The sequence below is a fragment of the Aliterella atlantica CENA595 genome, from assembly GCF_000952155.1.
GTDB lineage: Bacteria > Cyanobacteriota > Cyanobacteriia > Cyanobacteriales > Chroococcidiopsidaceae > Aliterella > Aliterella atlantica.
Window position 1 is genome coordinate 35,706 of the sequence record NZ_JYON01000036.1, and the last position, 18,332, is coordinate 54,037.

Sequence of the window (18,332 nt, forward strand, 5' to 3'; positions counted from 1 at the left end):
ATAATAAAATCTTAAGATTTGTGCCTAGAAGCGATGATGACGTGCTGTACCATCATCATTAAATCGCAATATTTCTTGACCAAACTCTATAACTACTTGCCTTGGTGATGGCTGCCAACTGCCAACTCTAGCGCTAATTTCCAAATCATTTTGCTGTCCATCAGCATTAATTTTGTAAGTAGTAGTTGCCCAAGCACCTTGTTTGTAATCGAAAGTTTTACCGTCATCCTCGTACATAGTAAATTCTCCTGTACCTGGATAGACGCGTAAAGTTAATGACTCAACTTCTTTTTCTCCTACATATTGCATCACAGGCTGCATGGGAATAATCGAGCCAGCACGGACGTATAAAGGCATTTTTTCTAAAGGTGCGTGTGCCAAAATGTGAGTTTGTCCTGCAAGCGCTTCGCCCGTCCACCAATCGTACCAAGTTCCTGCAGGTAAATATACAGCCCGATGTTCAATTCCTGGGCGATATATAGGTGCAGCCATAATTGAGGAACCGAGCATCACTTGATCGTAAAGAGCATAAGTTTTGGGATCGTTGGGGAACTCGTAAACCAACGGGCGTAAGATGGGCGCACCCGTAGTTGCTGCTTGCCAAAATAGCGTGTAGTAGTAGGGTAATAATTGGTAGCGCAAATTGAGATATTCGCGGCAAATACTTTCAGTGCGATCGCCAAATACCCAAGGTTCGTGTTGGGCTGTAGTCATAGCCGAGTGTCCGCGCATAAACGGGTACAGCATCCCCACCTGTATCCACCGCGCAAATAATTCCGCCGTAGCATTGCCAGCAAAACCACCAACATCGCAACCAACAAAAGCAACCCCAGATAAGCCCATGTTGCACAACATCGGCAAAGACATTTCCAGATGTTCCCACAACGACTGATTATCGCCCATCCATACCGACGACCACCTTTGCACGCCAGCATAACCAGAGCGCGTCAAGACAAAAGAGCGATCGCCATTGCGTAGCCGTTCCAACCCTTGAGCGCAAGCTTGAGCCATGTGTATCCCGTACAAATTATGCGCTTCAGCGTGGGTTGTCCGCTCATCCCAGGGACCTTGAGGTGCATCTTGGGGAAAATAGACCTTTTCTCCAGGTTCGCTAAACGGGCGATCGTTAACGGTTGGTTCGTTCATATCATTCCAAATTCCTGCGACACCGACGCTAGTGAGGGCTTGTTGCAAGTCTCCCCACCACTGACGCACTTCAGGACGCAAAAAATCGGGAAATACTGACTTTTCGGGCCAAACGTAACCATGATAAAGTTGACCATTAGCTTTACGCACAAAGTAGTCATTTTTCAATCCGCTATCGAAGACATGATAATCGCCTTCTGGTTCGTACTTTACGCCTGGATCGATGATAGTTACTGTTTTGAAACCATCTTTGGCTAAATCGCCTACCAATTGAGCGGGGTTGGGGAAACGCTTGGGAGTCCAGGTAAAGACGCGGTAGCCGCGCATATAGTCGATATCGAAGTGAATGACATCGCAGGGAATGCGGCGAGTGCGAAACTCACGGGCAATTTGGCGCACTACTTCTTCTGATTCGTAACTCCAGCGACACTGATGATAACCGATCGCCCACTTTGGCGGCAAAGGCATTCTGCCTGTAAGTTGAGTGTAAGTAGCAAGGATCTGGGCTGGCTGTGGACCGTAGATAATATAGTAATCGAGTTGTTTGTCGCAGGTTTGCAATTGCCAAGTTCCTGGATGTTCTGCGCCGAGGTCAAACTGACTCCAAAATGTAGTATTAAAGAAAATTCCGTAAGCAACTTCTGGGCGCAAAGCCATAAAAAAAGGAATTGCTACGTACATTTCATCGCTAAGTACGTCAAAATCAAGCGCATCTACAGTCCAATTGGTTTTACGTTCCGATCGCTTGTCCAATAAACCTGTGCGTTCGCCAAAACCGTAGAAATGTTCTTCAGCTTCTATTTTCTTCCATCCAGCAATTGTCCCCATCCGCCAACCCATACTCATATCTGCATCTTGAGCAAAGGGGCGATCTTTTGAGTCGTAATAGCTAATTTTGCAAGGATCGCGGTTGATAACTACTTTGATTTGCTCTGTAGTAATTTGGATAGTTTCGCTCTTTTCTGTAACTTCAAAAGGTGCGATCGCCCATTGCTCGTCATCTATTGCTACCGCCCACGAACGGCGCGGTGTAAATTCACTTGTGGGTGATAAACGCACCCGAATTAGGTTGGCTGCTACTACGGTAATTATTAGGCAAGCATCTCCACACTTGAAGCGCATATTTTGGCGATCGCGTTCTACAGTTTGAACTGCACCTATTGCTAGCCAAGGCTGCTCGGTTGTCTCTAATTGTCCGAAGTATTGAGGCATACTGTACCAAGTGTGAAGACATGATGCTATCTTTTCAAACTCAGTTGCATTTAAAATCAACCCATCGCTAGAAGTTAATTTTGCTGGATAACTGCATTCGCCAAATATCAGCGTTAAGCGCTGATTTACTCTTTTTTAGGCACGATTAAGCAGCTATTGGCAAGCAGACAGTAAATTTAGTTTCTCCAGGTTTGGAGGAAAAGGAGATCGTCCCGCGATGGCGATTTTCGACAATGCGGCGCACCATCTCTAACCCTAATCCCGTACCTTTGCCTACTGGTTTGGTGGTAAAAAATGGTTCAAAAATGCGCGAACTAATTTCTGGCGGAATTCCCAATCCAGAATCAATTATTTGCACTTCTAGGCGATCGCTATGCCTAATCGTTTTCATTTTAATTGTCCCTTTGCCAGCAATAGCATCAATTGCGTTATCGAGTAGATTTGTCCATACCTGGTTTAGTTCGCTGCCATACGCCATAAATTGAGGAATTGACTTGTCATAAGCGCGGCGAATCTCAATACCCTGTTTGAGTTTGTAAGCAAACAGTTGTAAGGTATCTTCGAGTTGTTGGTGAACATCTACAAGCTGTTGTACGCCTCGATCTAAGTAGGAATAAGACTTCATTGCTTGGACTAGATCGGAAATTCGCTTTGCACCGCGCGAACCAGTGGAAATTAAACTCATGACATCAAAAGATAGCGCCAGCCAACGGATGCCCATCTCGCGCATTTCTGTAGGATCGTTGCGCCAGCGATCGCTTAAGGTGTTGAGTGTTTCCACCTCAATACCGCCTGCGGCAAGGGGTTCTGCTAACTTCCAGGCATCGGTGATGCCGTAGTCTTCTAACCAGTCGAGTAAGGCATCTTCGCGATCGCTCAGGGTCATGGTATCAACGCGATCGTGCAATATTGCATTGTATCCCTCGTCGCGGGCGCGAATCCATTCCTGGATGTGGTCGGGGTCAAGTTGGCGTTGTCCAGTAACTAAATTCATGCGTTGTAGTTCGAGTAAAGCCGGAATTACATCTTCTAAGGCACGAACTACAGCCGCCGCAGGATTATTCAATTCATGGGCAAGTCCAGCAGATAAAGTTCCTAGTGCTGCCATCTTTTCACGGGTACGCAAAAACGATTCTAGTCCGCGCATCCGTTGTTGACTAATTAAAAATACTTGGCGCTCAAACTCTCGACAAGAGTGCAATAAGTCCAAAAAGTCCGCGCACGATAGTTGGTAGATCGTACAGTCTGTGAGGGTACGCAGCGTTACAGGTACGAGTTCATCTGTTAGCACTTGAATTTCCCCAAAAAAAGCAGGTGCTTGGTGCTGTCCGACAGGAACTTCTACTCCATCATAATGACGAGTGATACTGATGCGTCCAGAAAAAAGCAGCAAAAACCCTATTCCTGTTTCGCCTTCGCGCACTAAAATTTGCTCGGCGGCGAGATTGATTTCTTTAACGCGATCGCATATCCATTCCAGACGGTGTTGCGGTAAGCTGCCAAACAACTCTAGCGTTAGTAATTGGTTAACACACAACAAACTCATAGGCGGCGGTGGTAGGTTGTTGAGGGACGATCGCTGCGAGCGGCTTTGTTGGCTAGCACTTTAGCACGAATTATAACTTCATAACCGATATCAAGATGCAATAGCGTACTAGCCTGGCACGTTGTAGTCGAGATTTAGCACTAAAAATTACTAAATTTTTAAGGCATCGCGTCACACTTTTTATGATTCAAATATCCAGGCATCGCAACAAGTAAGAGGATTTTATGCGTCAGTTACTAATCCAAGTTCCGCGTGGCTGTGGCAGACAAGTGCTGGAAACTGCTAAAGCTTTTGACGGGGCAAACTTAGCACTATTTGAGGCAACTGGGAGCAATGGTGCAATCGACTTAGCGATCGTCCATATCTCCAATAATAAAATTGAGGGATTATTAGCAGAGTTGGAATCTTTGCCGCAATTGCAAGTTACTTTGATCCCCCAAGGAGTAATGGCGCTACAACCACCGCCAGAGGAAGCGCCGCAGCAAGTTACAAGTGTAGAACTTCGCAGCCCAATTGAAATCTTTTTAGCTGGTTTGCAAAGTGTCGGCTCTTGGAAAGGCTTTCTAGGATATGCGGCGGCGGCGGGCGTGGTGGTTTGGATTGGTTTATATACCAATACTAATTATCTACTTGTTGCTGCAATGCTGATTGCACCGTTTGCAGGTCCAGCAATGAATTTAGCGATCGCTACCGCCAGGGGAGACATAATGTTGCTCAAACGCAGCTTGTTACGTTACTTTAGCGCCCTGGTAGTGACAATAGTTGTTGCTCTAGCCCTGAGTATAATTCTGCAACAGCAGATTGCCACAACTCAAATGGTACAGACAAGCGAACTATCCTCAGTAGCGGTGCTACTGCCCTTAGCAGCAGGTGCAGCAGGTGCGCTTAATCTCGTGCAATCAGAAAGAAGTAGCCTGGTTTCTGGAGCAGCAGTAGGAATGCTCGTTGCAGCCTCGCTAGCGCCGCCAGCGGGACTGGTAGGGATGGCAGTGGCGATCGGCAGGTGGGATATGGTAATCAGCGGATTGTTTGTCTTGTTGCTGCAACTTGTGGGAATCAACTTGACTGCTGCTATGTTATTTCGCCTCTTTGGCTTATCTACACGAGGATCTCGCTACGGGCGGGGCAAGCAGTGGGTATTTGCAGCAACTCTAGGTGTAACAGTCGCAGCGTTGATTATTTTGCTAACTTGGCAGTTGAGTAACCCGCCAGAGTTTATGCGTTCTACCCGCGCCCAACGCGCTACTGCTGAAATTCATCAGGTGATAAACGCAAGTGGCACTACCCAATTGGTAGAGGCTAACGTCCGCTTCACTCGCTCAGAAGTTGGAGGGCAAAATACGCTGCTGGGTGTTGTCTACGTCCAGCGTCGATCGGGAGTCACCGTCTCAAGTGACGAAATTAGCAACACGCTTACACGAGCGATCCAAACGCGCTTATTAGCACAAGGCTTTAATGTGACACCACTTATTGATGTCAACGTCTTAGAAGCACCAAATCAAACTTGAGGATTCAACTGCTGTTGAGTTCATCTAGCGCGCCGCTCGCCAAAATATACATTCCTTGGGATGGACTAGCGCTGCTTGCCCTATACATTGGTGGAATGTACGTTATTTATCGCGGTTAAAACAGGAGTTAAAAGTTGGAGCAAATTTTCAATTTTATTAGCATTAATACCGAAATCGGATTAAAGGTATTGTTTACGATCGCATTTTTGCTTGTACTTTGGCTATTGCGTCGTGTAGCTAATGCTTTTATTAGAGAATCGATCCGCAATCGTTACAACGGACAAATCTGGTTTTGGGCAGGGCAAGGATTAAATTTATTGACAGCCGTACTTTTAATCTTGGGGCTGCTAGAAATTTGGTTTGACAATCCCAATCGACTTGCTACTGCAATCGGTTTAGTTACAGCAGGTATCGCTTTTGCTCTGCAAAAAGTGATTGCGGCGATCGCAGGTTACTTTGTAATTTTGCGGAGTAATATTTTTAGTGTTGGCGATCGCATTACTATGGGTGGCGTGCGCGGCGACGTAATTGCGCTAGGTTTTATCCATACCAAAATTATGGAGATGGGACAGCCTGTTTCGATTCAAGATTCGAGTTCTCCTAGCTGGGTCAAAAGCCGTCAATTCACTGGCAGAATTGTCACTGTCACCAATGACAGGATTTTTGAGGAACCAGTTTACAATTACACGCAGGATTTTCCTTACCTTTGGGAGGAAATCAGCATTCCCATTTCTTACAGCGCCGATCGCCAAGTCGCCGAACAAATTTTGTTAGATTGCGCTGCTCGCCATACGGAAAATATCAATCAGATGAGTCAGGAATCCTTACGGGTGATGCGCGATCGCTATTTTCTCCATGCCGCCGATTTAACACCAAAGGTCTACTATCGGATTACGAACAACTGGTTAGAACTAACTGTCCGCTTTGTCGTTAGAGAACACGGGATTCGCGATCTTAAAGATACTGTTAGCCGCGATCTACTCAAAGCTTTCGACGCAGCGGGAATTAATATTGCTACGACGACTTACAATATTGTCGGATTGCCTCCCCTACAAATTGATAATATCAAAGAAAATTTCCAGCATTAGTCTGCTGCACTCATCTAAGTAAAAACGTTGTTTGCATTTAAACTTCATTTACTTACACATCGCTGTCTCCCAAATATGCAAAATTATATTTTCTGCTTCTTAAAAGTGATGCTCTCCTAACTGCAGGTAGATTTTAACCATGCAATCAATTATTATACTGAATGTTATTTTATTTTAAAACAGTTTCTTTATTAAAAAATTTATATAGATGTAAAAGTTATCAGTTCAAAATCTAAGTTTAAATAGCTAATTTATAGGCATTAGGATTAACAGCTATGAATATTCAAGCAGCAATAACAGCAGCATGGGACAAAATTGGCGGATTAGTTGAAAGCTTTATTGTCATGCTGCCAAATATCTTATTGGCACTGATTGTTTTTATTCTATTTTTCTTCGCTGCTCGGTGGCTGAAACTATTAGTAAAACGTATTACTCGCAGGCATCGACAGGCACGCAATTTAGGTATGGTGCTAGGACGGCTAGCTCAAGGGACAATGATTTTGATTGGTTTGTTTGTCGCTTTATCAATCGTAGTTCCAACATTTAGAGCGGGAGATTTAGTCCAGCTATTAGGTATTAGTGGAGTAGCAATTGGCTTTGCTTTTCGCGATATTTTGCAAAACTTCCTATCAGGCATTCTAATTCTATTAACGGAGCCTTTCCAAATCGACGATCAAATTGTGTTCAAAAACTTTGAGGGAACAGTAGAAAATATTCAAACGCGGGCAACAACAATCAAAACCTACGATGGTCGCCGGATAGTTATTCCCAACTCAGAATTATTTACAAATTCGGTAACTGTTAATACTGCCTATGATAGTCGTCGGATGGAATACGATTTTGGCATCGGTTACGGTGACGATGTAGAAGAAGCAAAGCGGTTGATGCTAGAAACAATCAGTAGCATAGATGAGATTTTAAAAGATCCATCTCCCGATGTCCTTTTATTAGAACTAGCTGAAAGTAGCGTCAACATCCGCGCTCGTTGGTGGATTAAACCACCTAGAAGAATAGACGATCTCACTTCGCGGGACAAGGTAATTTCTGCCATCAAGCAAAAGCTGTTAGAAAATGGTATAGACCTGCCTTATCCTACACAACAAATTCTATTTCACGACCAAACCGAAGAAACAGATGGCGATCGCCATCGTCAGCGTGAAGGATGGCCCAGTGGCAACAAAACAGTGCCAAAACCACGCAATATCAGCGGTTCTCTCCAGCATCTAGCTGAGATCCGCGCCGCAAAAAACGGTAATGGCAATGGCAGTCAAAATCGCACAGCAGGCGATGATAAATGAAAAACGTCAAACTTGCGAAATTTTGGGACTCCCTGCAATCGAGCTACTTTTTTGTACCCGCAGCGATCGTAGCAATTGCGATCGCTTTGGCTAATGCGATGTTAAACCTCGATCGCCAAGGCTATTATGGACCGTTGAAAAACTGGGGCTGGATATACACTGGCAGTACAGATGGTGCGCGGGCAATGCTCTCTGCCATTTCTGGTTCGACGATTACCGTTGCGGGTACTGTTTTCTCAATTACAATTGTGGCGCTGCAACTAGCTGCGTCTAATTTTGGTCCCCGCTTGCTGCGTAACTTCATGCACGATATTGGCAATCAAGTTGTATTAGGGACATTTATTGGCACGTTTATCTACTGCTTGCTGGTGCTGCGGACAGTGCGAGGAGACGGGGATGATTACGACTCCTTCATCCCGCAACTATCGGTGACAATTGCTTTAGTGCTAGCGTTAGTTAGCATTAGTTTGTTGATCTACTTTATCCATCACGCCTCTACTATCATTCAAGCATCGCACGTTATATCTGAAGTCAGCGCCGATCTCGACCGCGCTACAGAGCGATTATTTCCGGCAAAAATTGGCAAAGGCTTATCTCAATCTGGGCAATCAAAGGTAGAAATCCCAGCAGATTTTGCAGTAGATGCCTACCCAGTTAAAGCGGCAAAAAGCGGTTATTTGCAAGCAATTGATGATGATGAGTTGATGCAAATTGCCTCAAAACTCGATCTACTAATGCGCCTAGAATTTCGACCAGGCAAGTTTGTCGTCCAAGGTAGCGAGTTAGTTACGGTTTATTCTGGCGGACAAGTAAATCAAAAACTGACCAAAAAGTTGCGGGATGCCTTTATTTTAGGTAAAGAACGCACCGAGCAACAGGATATAGAGTTTCCCATCCATCAATTAGTTGAAGTTGCTTTGCGGGCTATTTCGCCTGGAATCAACGATCCATTTACAGCAATTCGGTGTATTGACAGATTGAGTGCGGGGCTATCGCGCCTCGCGGGGCGAGACTTTCCTTCTCCCTACCGCTACGACGACTTGGGTAATTTGCGCGTCATTGCCCAAAGCGTGACGTTTGCAGGGCTAACTGATGCTGCCTTTAACCAGATCCGCCAGTATAGTAATTCTGATGTGGCTGTAACTATCCGTTTGCTGGAGGCGATCGCTACTATTGCTCGTTATACTCAAAATCAGCAAGATCGTGCAGCACTACGCCGCCATGCGGAAATGATTAGGCGCGATAGTCAAGAGGCAGTTACAGAAGAATTAGATAAACAAGATATTGAAAAGCAATATCAAGCAGTTTTAAAAGCGCTTTAGATGGCAAGTAGCAAGCCAGAAACATTCTTTTAATTGCTCAAACTAGCCCAGCCGAGAAATTCGTTACTTTTGAACAAACGCCTAACTTATACTACTCGATTGAAGCCCTGTCGCCAGGTAGTCATACTTTAGCAATGGTTTAAGTAGAATCAACTGTTAAAGTTTACTGAGATTTAGCGCATGGCACTTGAATCAGCAATAGGCGAAGTCGCAATTGAAACAAACTTAAAGCAGTTTCTTTTGGTATTGGCAGTCTCTTTAAGCGTAGCGACACTACCACAAATATTTAGCTGGTTTCGCCAAATTCCCTATACCTTGCTACTGGTAATTGTCGGTTTAGGTTTAGCGTTTGCTGATGTCCGCCTCATTGAACTTTCCCCTGGCTTAATCTTGTCAATTTTTCTGCCACCGTTACTATTTGAAGCTGCTTGGAATTTGAAATGGTCGCATTTGAAGCAAAACTTAGTACCGATTTGCCTCTATGCCGTTATGGGAGTTGTTATTTCCATTGTGGGGATGGCGCTTAGTCTCAATCAACTGGCAGGAATATCGTTGACTACGGCTTTACTGATTGGTGCTAGTTTGTCTGCAACCGATCCAATTTCAGTTACAGCTTTGTTTCGAGAGTTAGGTGTAGCTAGTCGTCTGACTACGTTGATGGAAGGCGAAAGCTTATTCAACGATGGCATGGCAGTAGTTGCCTTTGGTTTTTTGGTAGCACTGCCTTTAGGAAAAGCTGAACTAGCATTTCAACCGATTGTGGTGCAATTGTTGACTGTTGTCGGTGTTGGTATAGCGGTAGGAAGCTTAATCGGGTTTGGTATCTCCTACTTGACGCAAAGATTCGATTTACCTTTAGTAGAACAGTCGCTAACCTTGGTTGCTGCTTATGGTACTTACTTGATTGTTGAAGATTTAGGCGGTTCTGGAGTAATTGGGGTAGTGACGACTAGCTTGATTTTGGGGAATTTTGGTTCTCGCATCGGTATGAATCCCCGCACTCGGATTATTGTCAGCGAATTTTGGGAATTTTTAGCATTTTTCGTCAATTCGATTGTGTTTCTGCTGATTGGCGACCAAGTTCACTTTTCTACTATCGGAGACAACATCGGAATTATTGCTCTGACAATCATAGCGATGATTTGCACGCGGGCGATCGCTATTTATACCCTGAGTAGTTTCAGCAATTACTTAACCAAGTCTGCAATCGGGTTATCCGAGCAAACTATTCTGTGGTGGGGAGGGTTGCGCGGTTCTGTTTCTATTGCTCTAGCGTTGAGCGTACCTGCTAGCTTGCCAGAGCGAGATAAAATTATTGCTACTGTATTTGGTGTAGTTTTATTTACGCTGCTATTTCAGGGGTTAACCGTCAAACCTTTAGTGCAAAAGCTCAAATTAATCGGCGACGGACCGTTACGCCAGCAGTATATGGAATTTGTGGCGCGTATTGTTGCCCTCAAGCGCGTTTTAGACCACCTAAAAACAGACCAGCGCCCAGATATAGAGCCAGAATTTTACCGCTATCAAGAAGCCTTGGTTAAAGGCGGGATTGAGGATCTGCAATTAGAAATTAACAAGTTACAGCAGGAGTATCCTCATCTTCAAGACTATGTAACAGAGCAAGTACGAGCAGAACTTTTAGCAATTGAAGCCAACACTTACGCTGAATTTGTCAAAGCCGGACGGTTGAATAAACAGCTATCCCCTTGGCTATCAGAAGTAGTAGGCGCTAGCGATGAGAAAGTTAGTTAAGTAAAAAGCTTCAAACCGAACGCATACAGACTGTTCGCGGCATGGGCGATCGCTTGAAAGTTTAATCGATCGCGATCGCCATATTAGGGTTTTCATGAAAAAACTCTCATAAACATTTCATGACCAGTTCACCAAGAACTGTGAAACTACAAGTTAAGTACCCAGATATAATTTGCGTGCTTGTCAAGTCAATTTTAAAGGGTAAAAGTTAAGAGGAAAGGCAAAGGAAATTGCATCTATTTTCGTTTCCTTTCCTTCTTTCCTACTACTTGCTAGCTGGAAATCTGTCGTTCAACTCGATCGCCTCACGCCTGAAAGTTTGATTAATTAGTATCAAACTTTCAGGCGATCGCGGGTAACTGGTAAAATGCTCTGCGTCCTTTCTTCTAAACCTGGACGGTATTGCAACCAGGCAAACATAGCTGCCGTACCGAGAAAAATCAAAGTAATGGCTGCTACTAGCTGAACCATAAGGTCATAACGCATAATCTGTTAATTTTGCTAGACGATATTGTAATGTTCCATGTGGACGTTCGTAACAGGCACTCCCAAGTCGTGCAAGGCTGCCTCTACTTGCTCCATCATTTTTGGTACAGCGCAGATGAAGTAGTTACGAGTTGCGGGACGTTTAGGGATGTAGCGTTGCAGCAACTCTTTGTCAACGTAGCCACTTTCTCCCGACCAATCTTCTGATGGTTCTCGCAGCACGTGGACCACTGTAATGTCTAACTTGTCTTTTAAAGCCTCAATTTCTTCGCGATAAGTAATGTCTTCCCACGACTTACTAGAGTAAATCAACAGTAAAGGACGTTCGTCTTCGCGTTCGGCTAAGGTGACAAGCATACTCATAATTGGTGTAATGCCTATACCGCCAGCAATCAAGACAAATCCGGCTGTATCCTCATAGCGGTCGGTGGTAAAAACTCCATAAGGACCGTCAAGGTAAGCTTTCGTGCCTGGTTTTACATCTTTGATTGTGTTTGTAAAGTCTCCTACAGCCTTAATCCCAAACTCTAAGCGATCTGGATGTGTGGCACTAGAAGCGATAGAAAAAGGGTGTTCTCTCATCCGAAACGGAGAAATTTGCAAAGTTATCCAAGCAAATTGACCTGGTTGGAAATTTAGCCCTTGATGGCTTCTCGGTCGCAAAACTAGATTCCAGACATTACCTCGGTGGGGAATTACAGTTTCTACCAAATAAGGTTTTTTGAGCATAAACAAAGGCTTGAGCAAGCGGACGTACAATAGCAGCCACAGCGCCGCCGCCGCCATACCCACCCAAATAATTTGCTTCCAGAATAGTTCTAAATAGTTGCCTACACCCAAAGCATGACCTAAACCAAAACCAACGGCGATCGCTGCTAAAATGCCATGAGCAAGCCGCCAAGGCTCGTAAGGTATATGCAGGCGTTTGCGCCAAATTGAGGTCACAACCAGCGCAATCAGCGCCAATGTAGCTATTACTGCTGCTCTAGCCCGCCAAGGAGCTTGAAAGAAATTTAATAGTTGCAGTGTTTCTGGGTTGTCGATAAACAAAATTAATGGATGCACAAGGATGAAAAAGAAGGCAACTACTGAGGTGTAGCGATGAAACTGAAGAATTAGATCGATTCCGTAAGAATCTTCTATAGGGTGGAGCCGAGCAGTTAAAGCAAATTGCATTGCCATCATTGCTAGCCCAATGAAGCCAAGGGCGACAGAAAATTCTAGCCAAAAGCTCCGTTCTGCGTTTGGTGTAGGCGGGTAAAAAAGTAGAACCAGTAAGGGTAAAACAATAATTCCTAAATATACAGCTATCCAAGACATCCCAATAACTATGGGATTTCTCATTAGTAGACTTCTCATCTGGCGATCGCCTCCTAATTTTGCTACGGTTACAATCTAAGTGCTGCAAGCAGATTAAAGAGTAGGGAGTTAATTACACTCAAGGCGATCGCGCCAATCAAAGCGCTCCAAATTCCATAACGCAAGCGAAACCCTGGAACTATTGCTGCTGCTAGTCCGAAGATAATTGCATTCAACACAAATAGAAACAACCCAAACGTTAGCAAAATCAAGGGAAAAGTAAAAAACCCTAGTATTGGTCGTAAAATTGCATTCAAAATTCCAAATACTACTGCTGATATTGCTGCTTTACCAAAACTGTCAATTTCTACCCCTACTGGTAGTCGAGAAATAATCAGAAAACTAAGCGTGGTAACTAACCAAGAAACAAATAATCCAGTCATGGCAAAAACTCCCACATAATAACTATTTGATTTCGCTTGCGTCTGTTTGTGCTTCTAGTATTGACAACAAAAGTTACTCAAAAGTGATACATATAAGCCAAGTTAGCGCCCAATATACTTGGTTAACAATAACCCTGTTTAAACTTAAAACATCTACTAAAAGGTAGAACTTCTTGCAGCGCTTCTAACTTCTTCAATTTCTCCAACTTCAAAAATCAACGTAAATTTTTGACCAATCTCTTTTTCTAAAAATTCTTCTAAAAGCATTACTTGTCTTGGAGTTACAGGTTCTTTACTCCGAACGCTCAAGCGGACTTGAGGCGGGTTAGAGAACCAATTAACATCGCTGTTAAGTAATACCATGCGTTGCAATGTAAAAGTTCGATTTAGCAGTGCTTGCCTAACACTAGCTTCAAGCTGAGATTGCCTGATTAATCTAAATAGCCCTGCACTCAAAGGGACAATCAGTATGCTAGTAAAAGCCAGCGTCCAAAGTAGAGCTTTACGCGCACGCCTTACAGAAGTACAACCTGTAATTAAAAATGTCAGCATACAAGAAAGAGTAATGCCCAACAAATTAGTTAAATAAAGCAGAGTTGCACCCAGACTAAGCCCCCAATTAGCATGAGCTAAACCTAAACCAACAACACAAATTGGTGGCATCAGCGCAACAGCGATCGCCGTTCCTGCTACACTTTCAGAAATCTTCGGCTGTACTTTAGCAAAACCACTGATCCCTCCAGCAGCAATAGCTATGCCTAAGTCTAGTAAAGTGGGTGCTGAACGGCTGATAATCTCGCTACCAAATACGGGCAAGCTTACTAAATAGCCGATAAAAAAAGCTAAAGCAATTGCCAGAAAAGTTCCCACTAAGATTGCTATTGAACCTTTACGAAAAAGGATAACATTGCCTTCTAATGCTCCAAATGCTACTCCGCGAATTGGCAACATCAAAGGAGCAATAATCATCGCCCCAATAATTACCGCCGCACTATTGGAAAGCAGCCCTAATGTAGCAATTACACAGGAACCTAAAATCAATACCAGGTAAGTAATACTTATGGTCGATTCTTCTAGCAATCCTCGACGCATTTCCTCTACTTGCTGTAGCGGAATTTTTTTATCTTTTAAGTTATTAAAGCGAGCGCGTATATTGTTTATCTTTGACAAGCTGCTATTCCTTGTATTTTGGTTGCAAGCAGGCAAGAGGCATAAAAAAGCGTTTTAATACCCTATAGTAAAACGGATACTAACACCTAAATTCATTGATAAAAATTTATCTTTTAGCGATCGCTAATACCTGTTGCAAATTTTAGGCTCTATTTCTCCTTGCTAAACGCCGCCGCTCTGAATCATTAGTTATACTGCCCAAAAAATGCATAACATTGCTCACAGTGTTATCAACGCTAGTTGGCGATGAGCTACTTAGGTTGCGTAAGCCGTGTAAATCGATGACGCTAAATCCTACTTTAGAAAAGAAAGGAATTAAGCAAAATAGAAATGTATCGACGGTTTGATTAAAAACCCCAAACCCAGAAGGACCAAGAATCCACACAACTGGATAACAAATCCATAGCACTGTGAAATAGGTCGTTAGGCGATCGTAAAAGCTTGATAACTCCGCTCCTTGGCTTCTAGTTTTGGCACGCAGAGGTCCCCAAATTCCGCCTAAAACAACCAAAAAAGCAATAACTCCGTTGATATACCACAAGTATCTCACCCAAGGTACTGTCGATAAATCAGCAACCAAGCCACAAACGACGACAATTACTTGTGTCATCATCAATGAAGCAATTAGCGTCCAGTCTTTTTTTTGTAGATGGTGCATTGCTGTCCAAGATAAGGCTAATAGCAACAACGGTGTAGTTACAACCCAATCTATATAGCGGGCAAAATGGGCAATTTGCCCTGCAACTTCAATTTTTCCCTGTTCTAATTCCCCATGCGGCAAAGTCATTGACAGATAAGCTAAACCTGACCAAATAGGAATAAAAGACGCAACTAAATATTCGTATCGGGGAACGCCGCGCGGGTTTTTGCCTAGTAATATAAAGTGAATAGCACCGATCGCCATGCCAATAATGTATAGCCAATGAAATAAAGCTTGCAAATCCATAATTTACCTCACAATCGTTGAAAATTGGACATTTTTAGAGAATAAGACGTTGTGTCTACTTATAAGTCCAATTTGCTTTCTGGCTATTCGTTTTTTTAATGAATCATTATTACAGTTTGCTTTTTATCTATCTACAGAGTGAGTTAAATATTAATTTTGCTGTCAATCTGAAGTACAAACAATTTTTACAGGCGTTTAAAAGCTTGAAACTTTCTTGAGTTTCTATTAGAGGAAGAACAGATACAACACTTCACAAAGATTACAGCCTAAAGTTTATTGTTTCTAATTAAGTTCAACTTATTTAAAAAAGTCTATTTTTAGCATTGTCTGGAAAAGTGAGTAAAAAATGACAGTTATCACTTTCTAGTCACATTTGTCTCTAAAACTAAATTTAGGTAGAGACTTGCACGATCGCGTAAAACTATCGAATCCGCTTTAGTTGTGGGATTGCCCTACCATACCCTCTCGGAGCGAACAATATGACAGCAACCGCAACCAAACAATTGCTGGAATCTCAATGGCATTATTTGTCAGTAGAAAAAGTCACTAGACATTTAGAGAGCGATCTAGAATTGGGCTTGACTGCTAACGAGGCGGTACAGCGCCAACAGCACTTTGGGGCTAACGAAATCAAGAGTAAACCAGGAAAAAGCCCTTGGCTGCGATTTATCGGGCAATTTAACCAGCCATTGCTATACATACTGCTGATAGCTGGAGCAATTAAGGCTTTACTCGGCTCTTGGGCAAATGCGTGGGTAATTTGGGGTGTTACAGTCATTAATGCCATCATCGGTTACGTGCAAGAAGCAAAAGCTGAAAGTGCGATCGCTGCTTTAGCCTCCTCAGTCACCACCGAAGCAAATATCATTCGTAACGGGCAAAAAGTACGAATTTCTTCTACAGAGTTAATCCCTGGCGATATAGTGCTACTCGCCTCTGGAGACATAGTACCAGGAGATTTGCGACTAATTAAAGTCCGTAACTTGCAAGTCAATGAATCAGCACTGACAGGTGAATCAATTGCCGTAGAAAAGGACACTCAACCGCCTTTTGAGCCAAAGTCCAAGCGAGAGATGGAATATCCCCCACGCAACCCCAAGGAGCCTTTGCTGTCGGGCAATTTGTTAAAGCGCATTTTGATTATCTCCGCCTTTAACTGGATTGTCATCTTTGGTGTATTTAAATGGGTGCAACAATCTACGGGAAATATCGATTTAGCTCGCACAATGGCAATTCAATCTTTAGTAGCGGGCAGAATTTTCTATCTTTTGAGCATTAGTCAATTAAGTAATGATTTCATAGGTAAGCTGCAAAGAAAAGCAGTAAATATCGATACTGCCCCAGCAATTGTAATTGGTATTATCGGTGCTGTAATTTTACAAGTGTTGTTCAGTCAATTGAGTTTTATGAACAACTTATTTTATACAACGACACTGAACTTAAATCAGTGGTTTATCTATCTAGTTGTAGGCTTGCCAATGATTCCGACATCTGCTTTAGTCAATCGCTTATATCCTCATAACTAAGTGGCTTACAAAAGAGATAACTAAGATGAATAATAATGAATTATTAAATGACTTTGCACAAACACAAATAAACTTTAGGCAAGAAGCTCTAGAGCTAGTAAAGGTCGTTGATGTAAGACCGAACAAAGAAGAAATAAATGTAAAAGTGCAATCTGAATCGACAAGTTATAGCAGTGAAATGCTTTTAACTGTTATTTATTTTTTTGTGTTTGCTGTATCGCTAATAATTATTAAATCATTTAAGTCTTATCAAACCGGAAAAATTCAAGATGCTACCTCCAAACGTTCAAGCCAAATTCCTTGTAAACTTTGTCGATTCTTTAGCCACAACTATTATCTTAAATGCGCGGTACATCCAGACCTGGCTTTAAAAGCAGAAGCAATTAATTGCCCCGACTATTATCCTAGACATAATATTTATAAATAGACAAATATTTACCCGTTTATTTAAATATCGTTATTTATAGGGCGGGCGATATTCCTACTTTTGAATATTGAGATAACGCATTGTGAAACTTGGTAAATGGATTGGCTTATTAGCTACAATTATTTCTCTCTACATTCTTTGGCAAATTCGAGAAATACTATTACTTTTATTTACAGCAGTGGTGTTAGCGACAGCAATAAATCAGCTTGTACAACAATTTCAAAAACTACACATTAAGCGTCCTTGGGCTATTTTTATAAGTGTCAGTGCTTCATTTGCGCTGTTTATTGTCTTTTTGTTGCTGATTGTGCCGCCTTTTGTTGAGCAGTTTCAAGAACTTGTAAAACTCTTCCCCAATGGACTGACACGGATTCAAGATTGGTTAAATACTTTGGAAGATCGTATTTTAGGATGGTATCCAGATTTACCCGATATAAATGTTCTAGTTCAACAAATAGTTCAGCAAGTTCAACCTTTAGCCAACCAGTTATTTAGGAATAATTTTAATTTTTTGTTTCTACCTATTAGCGCTATATTGCAACTGCTTTTGGTATTAGTTTTGACACTTATGTTGCTAGTTAATCCCCAACCTTATCGACAAGGATTTATAAAACTGTTCCCTTCTTTCTACCGCAAACGAGTTGATGAAATTCTTTTGCTTTGTGAGTCAGGTTTAAAGAATTGGACGGTAGGTGCTTTAATAGAAATGGTATTTATTGCCGCTTTGAGTGGTATAGGCTTATGGATTTTGCAAGTACCACTAATACTCGCCCATGCTATTTTAGCTGGGGTACTCAACTTTATTCCTAATATTGGACCAACCTTGAGTGTTGTATTACCAATGGCGATCGCTCTATTAGATGCTCCTTGGAAAGCAGGTGCAGTTTTAATTTTGTACCTAGCAATTCAGAATATTGAAAGCTATTGGTTAACTCCTACTGTCATGGCGCATCAGGTAGCACTATTACCTGCGATAACTCTCACGGCGCAAATATTTTTTACCAGCTTTTTTGGTTTTTTAGGATTATTGTTAGCGCTATAGCTCTACGCAAGAACATTAGGACAGTCTTTGAAGGCGGCATCAACACAATCACGAAAGTTATCAAATTCATCCCATCGCTGCCGCATCCAATTGTTCAGGACAAACCGCGAAAGCTTTGCGG

Annotated in this window: 15 protein-coding genes; 8 read left to right on the top strand and 7 right to left on the bottom strand. The window is 42.7% G+C overall.

The genetic code is table 11. The annotated features are described in order from the left end of the window. Positions 1 to 24: 24 nt before the first annotated feature. Together UH38_RS22495 and UH38_RS22500 are read right to left on the bottom strand one after the other, a co-directional pair. Complete coding sequence (locus tag UH38_RS22495) at positions 25 to 2,358, bottom strand: glycoside hydrolase family 31 protein (RefSeq protein WP_045056944.1); 2,334 nt, start codon at positions 2,356 to 2,358, stop codon at positions 25 to 27. 145 nt (positions 2,359 to 2,503) lie between these two features. Continuing rightward, the gene (locus UH38_RS22500; protein WP_045056957.1) at positions 2,504 to 3,898 is read right to left on the bottom strand and encodes a sensor histidine kinase; all 1,395 of its coding nucleotides are present in this window, start codon (positions 3,896 to 3,898) and stop codon (positions 2,504 to 2,506) included. Between the two features lie 230 nt (positions 3,899 to 4,128). Between UH38_RS22500 and UH38_RS22505 the strand changes: the two genes are divergently transcribed. The 5 genes from UH38_RS22505 (at position 4,129) to UH38_RS22525 (ending at position 10,872) form a co-directional block, all read left to right on the top strand. Further along, positions 4,129 to 5,412: a DUF389 domain-containing protein gene (locus UH38_RS22505; protein ID WP_045056945.1), complete on the top strand. Its 1,284-nt coding sequence runs from the start codon at positions 4,129 to 4,131 to the stop codon at positions 5,410 to 5,412. Between the two features lie 134 nt (positions 5,413 to 5,546). After that, positions 5,547 to 6,500 (top strand): mechanosensitive ion channel family protein, encoded by a 954-nt coding sequence (locus tag UH38_RS22510; RefSeq protein WP_045056946.1) that lies wholly within the window; start codon positions 5,547 to 5,549, stop codon positions 6,498 to 6,500. Between the two features lie 275 nt (positions 6,501 to 6,775). Beyond that, positions 6,776 to 7,798, top strand: coding sequence for a mechanosensitive ion channel family protein (locus UH38_RS22515; protein ID WP_200892578.1), 1,023 nt, complete (start codon positions 6,776 to 6,778; stop codon positions 7,796 to 7,798). Further along, entirely contained in the window at positions 7,795 to 9,120 is a 1,326-nt protein-coding gene (locus UH38_RS22520; protein ID WP_045056947.1) for a DUF2254 domain-containing protein, read from the top strand. Before UH38_RS22515 ends, UH38_RS22520 begins: the two co-directional genes overlap by 4 nt. A gap of 180 nt (positions 9,121 to 9,300) precedes the next feature. Next, complete coding sequence (locus UH38_RS22525; protein WP_045056948.1) at positions 9,301 to 10,872, top strand: cation:proton antiporter; 1,572 nt, start codon at positions 9,301 to 9,303, stop codon at positions 10,870 to 10,872. Between the two features lie 333 nt (positions 10,873 to 11,205). Here the strand turns inward: UH38_RS22525 and UH38_RS27510 are convergent, their stop codons facing one another. The 5 genes from UH38_RS27510 to UH38_RS22545 all read right to left on the bottom strand — a co-directional run bounded on the left by UH38_RS27510 (position 11,206) and on the right by UH38_RS22545 (position 15,216). Next, entirely contained in the window at positions 11,206 to 11,358 is a 153-nt protein-coding gene (locus tag UH38_RS27510; RefSeq protein ID WP_200892579.1) for a hypothetical protein, read from the bottom strand. Between the two features lie 15 nt (positions 11,359 to 11,373). Beyond that, positions 11,374 to 12,717 (bottom strand): ferredoxin reductase family protein, encoded by a 1,344-nt coding sequence (locus UH38_RS22530; RefSeq protein WP_200892580.1) that lies wholly within the window; start codon positions 12,715 to 12,717, stop codon positions 11,374 to 11,376. A gap of 29 nt (positions 12,718 to 12,746) precedes the next feature. Further along, positions 12,747 to 13,100 carry a phage holin family protein gene (locus UH38_RS22535; protein ID WP_045056950.1) on the bottom strand — a complete coding sequence of 118 codons (354 nt, stop codon included), beginning with the start codon at positions 13,098 to 13,100 and terminating at the stop codon, positions 12,747 to 12,749. A 156-nt stretch (positions 13,101 to 13,256) separates the two neighbouring features. After that, a complete protein-coding gene (locus tag UH38_RS22540) occupies positions 13,257 to 14,270 on the bottom strand; it encodes a DUF389 domain-containing protein (RefSeq protein WP_045056951.1) in 1,014 nt (337 codons plus the stop codon). A 142-nt stretch (positions 14,271 to 14,412) separates the two neighbouring features. After that, positions 14,413 to 15,216, bottom strand: a complete 804-nt coding sequence (locus UH38_RS22545) for a bacteriorhodopsin (RefSeq protein WP_045056952.1) — start codon at positions 15,214 to 15,216, stop codon at positions 14,413 to 14,415. Positions 15,217 to 15,695: 479 nt separating this feature from the next. Here UH38_RS22545 and UH38_RS22550 point away from each other — a divergent pair, with 479 nt between their 5' ends. The 3 genes from UH38_RS22550 (at position 15,696) to UH38_RS22560 (ending at position 18,211) form a co-directional block, all read left to right on the top strand. Further along, positions 15,696 to 16,742, top strand: a complete 1,047-nt coding sequence (locus tag UH38_RS22550; RefSeq protein ID WP_045056953.1) for an HAD-IC family P-type ATPase — start codon at positions 15,696 to 15,698, stop codon at positions 16,740 to 16,742. Positions 16,743 to 16,767: 25 nt separating this feature from the next. Further along, entirely contained in the window at positions 16,768 to 17,169 is a 402-nt protein-coding gene (locus UH38_RS26035; protein WP_052672527.1) for a hypothetical protein, read from the top strand. A gap of 82 nt (positions 17,170 to 17,251) precedes the next feature. Next, the gene (locus UH38_RS22560; RefSeq protein WP_045056960.1) at positions 17,252 to 18,211 is read left to right on the top strand and encodes an AI-2E family transporter; all 960 of its coding nucleotides are present in this window, start codon (positions 17,252 to 17,254) and stop codon (positions 18,209 to 18,211) included. Positions 18,212 to 18,332: the final 121 nt, after the last annotated feature.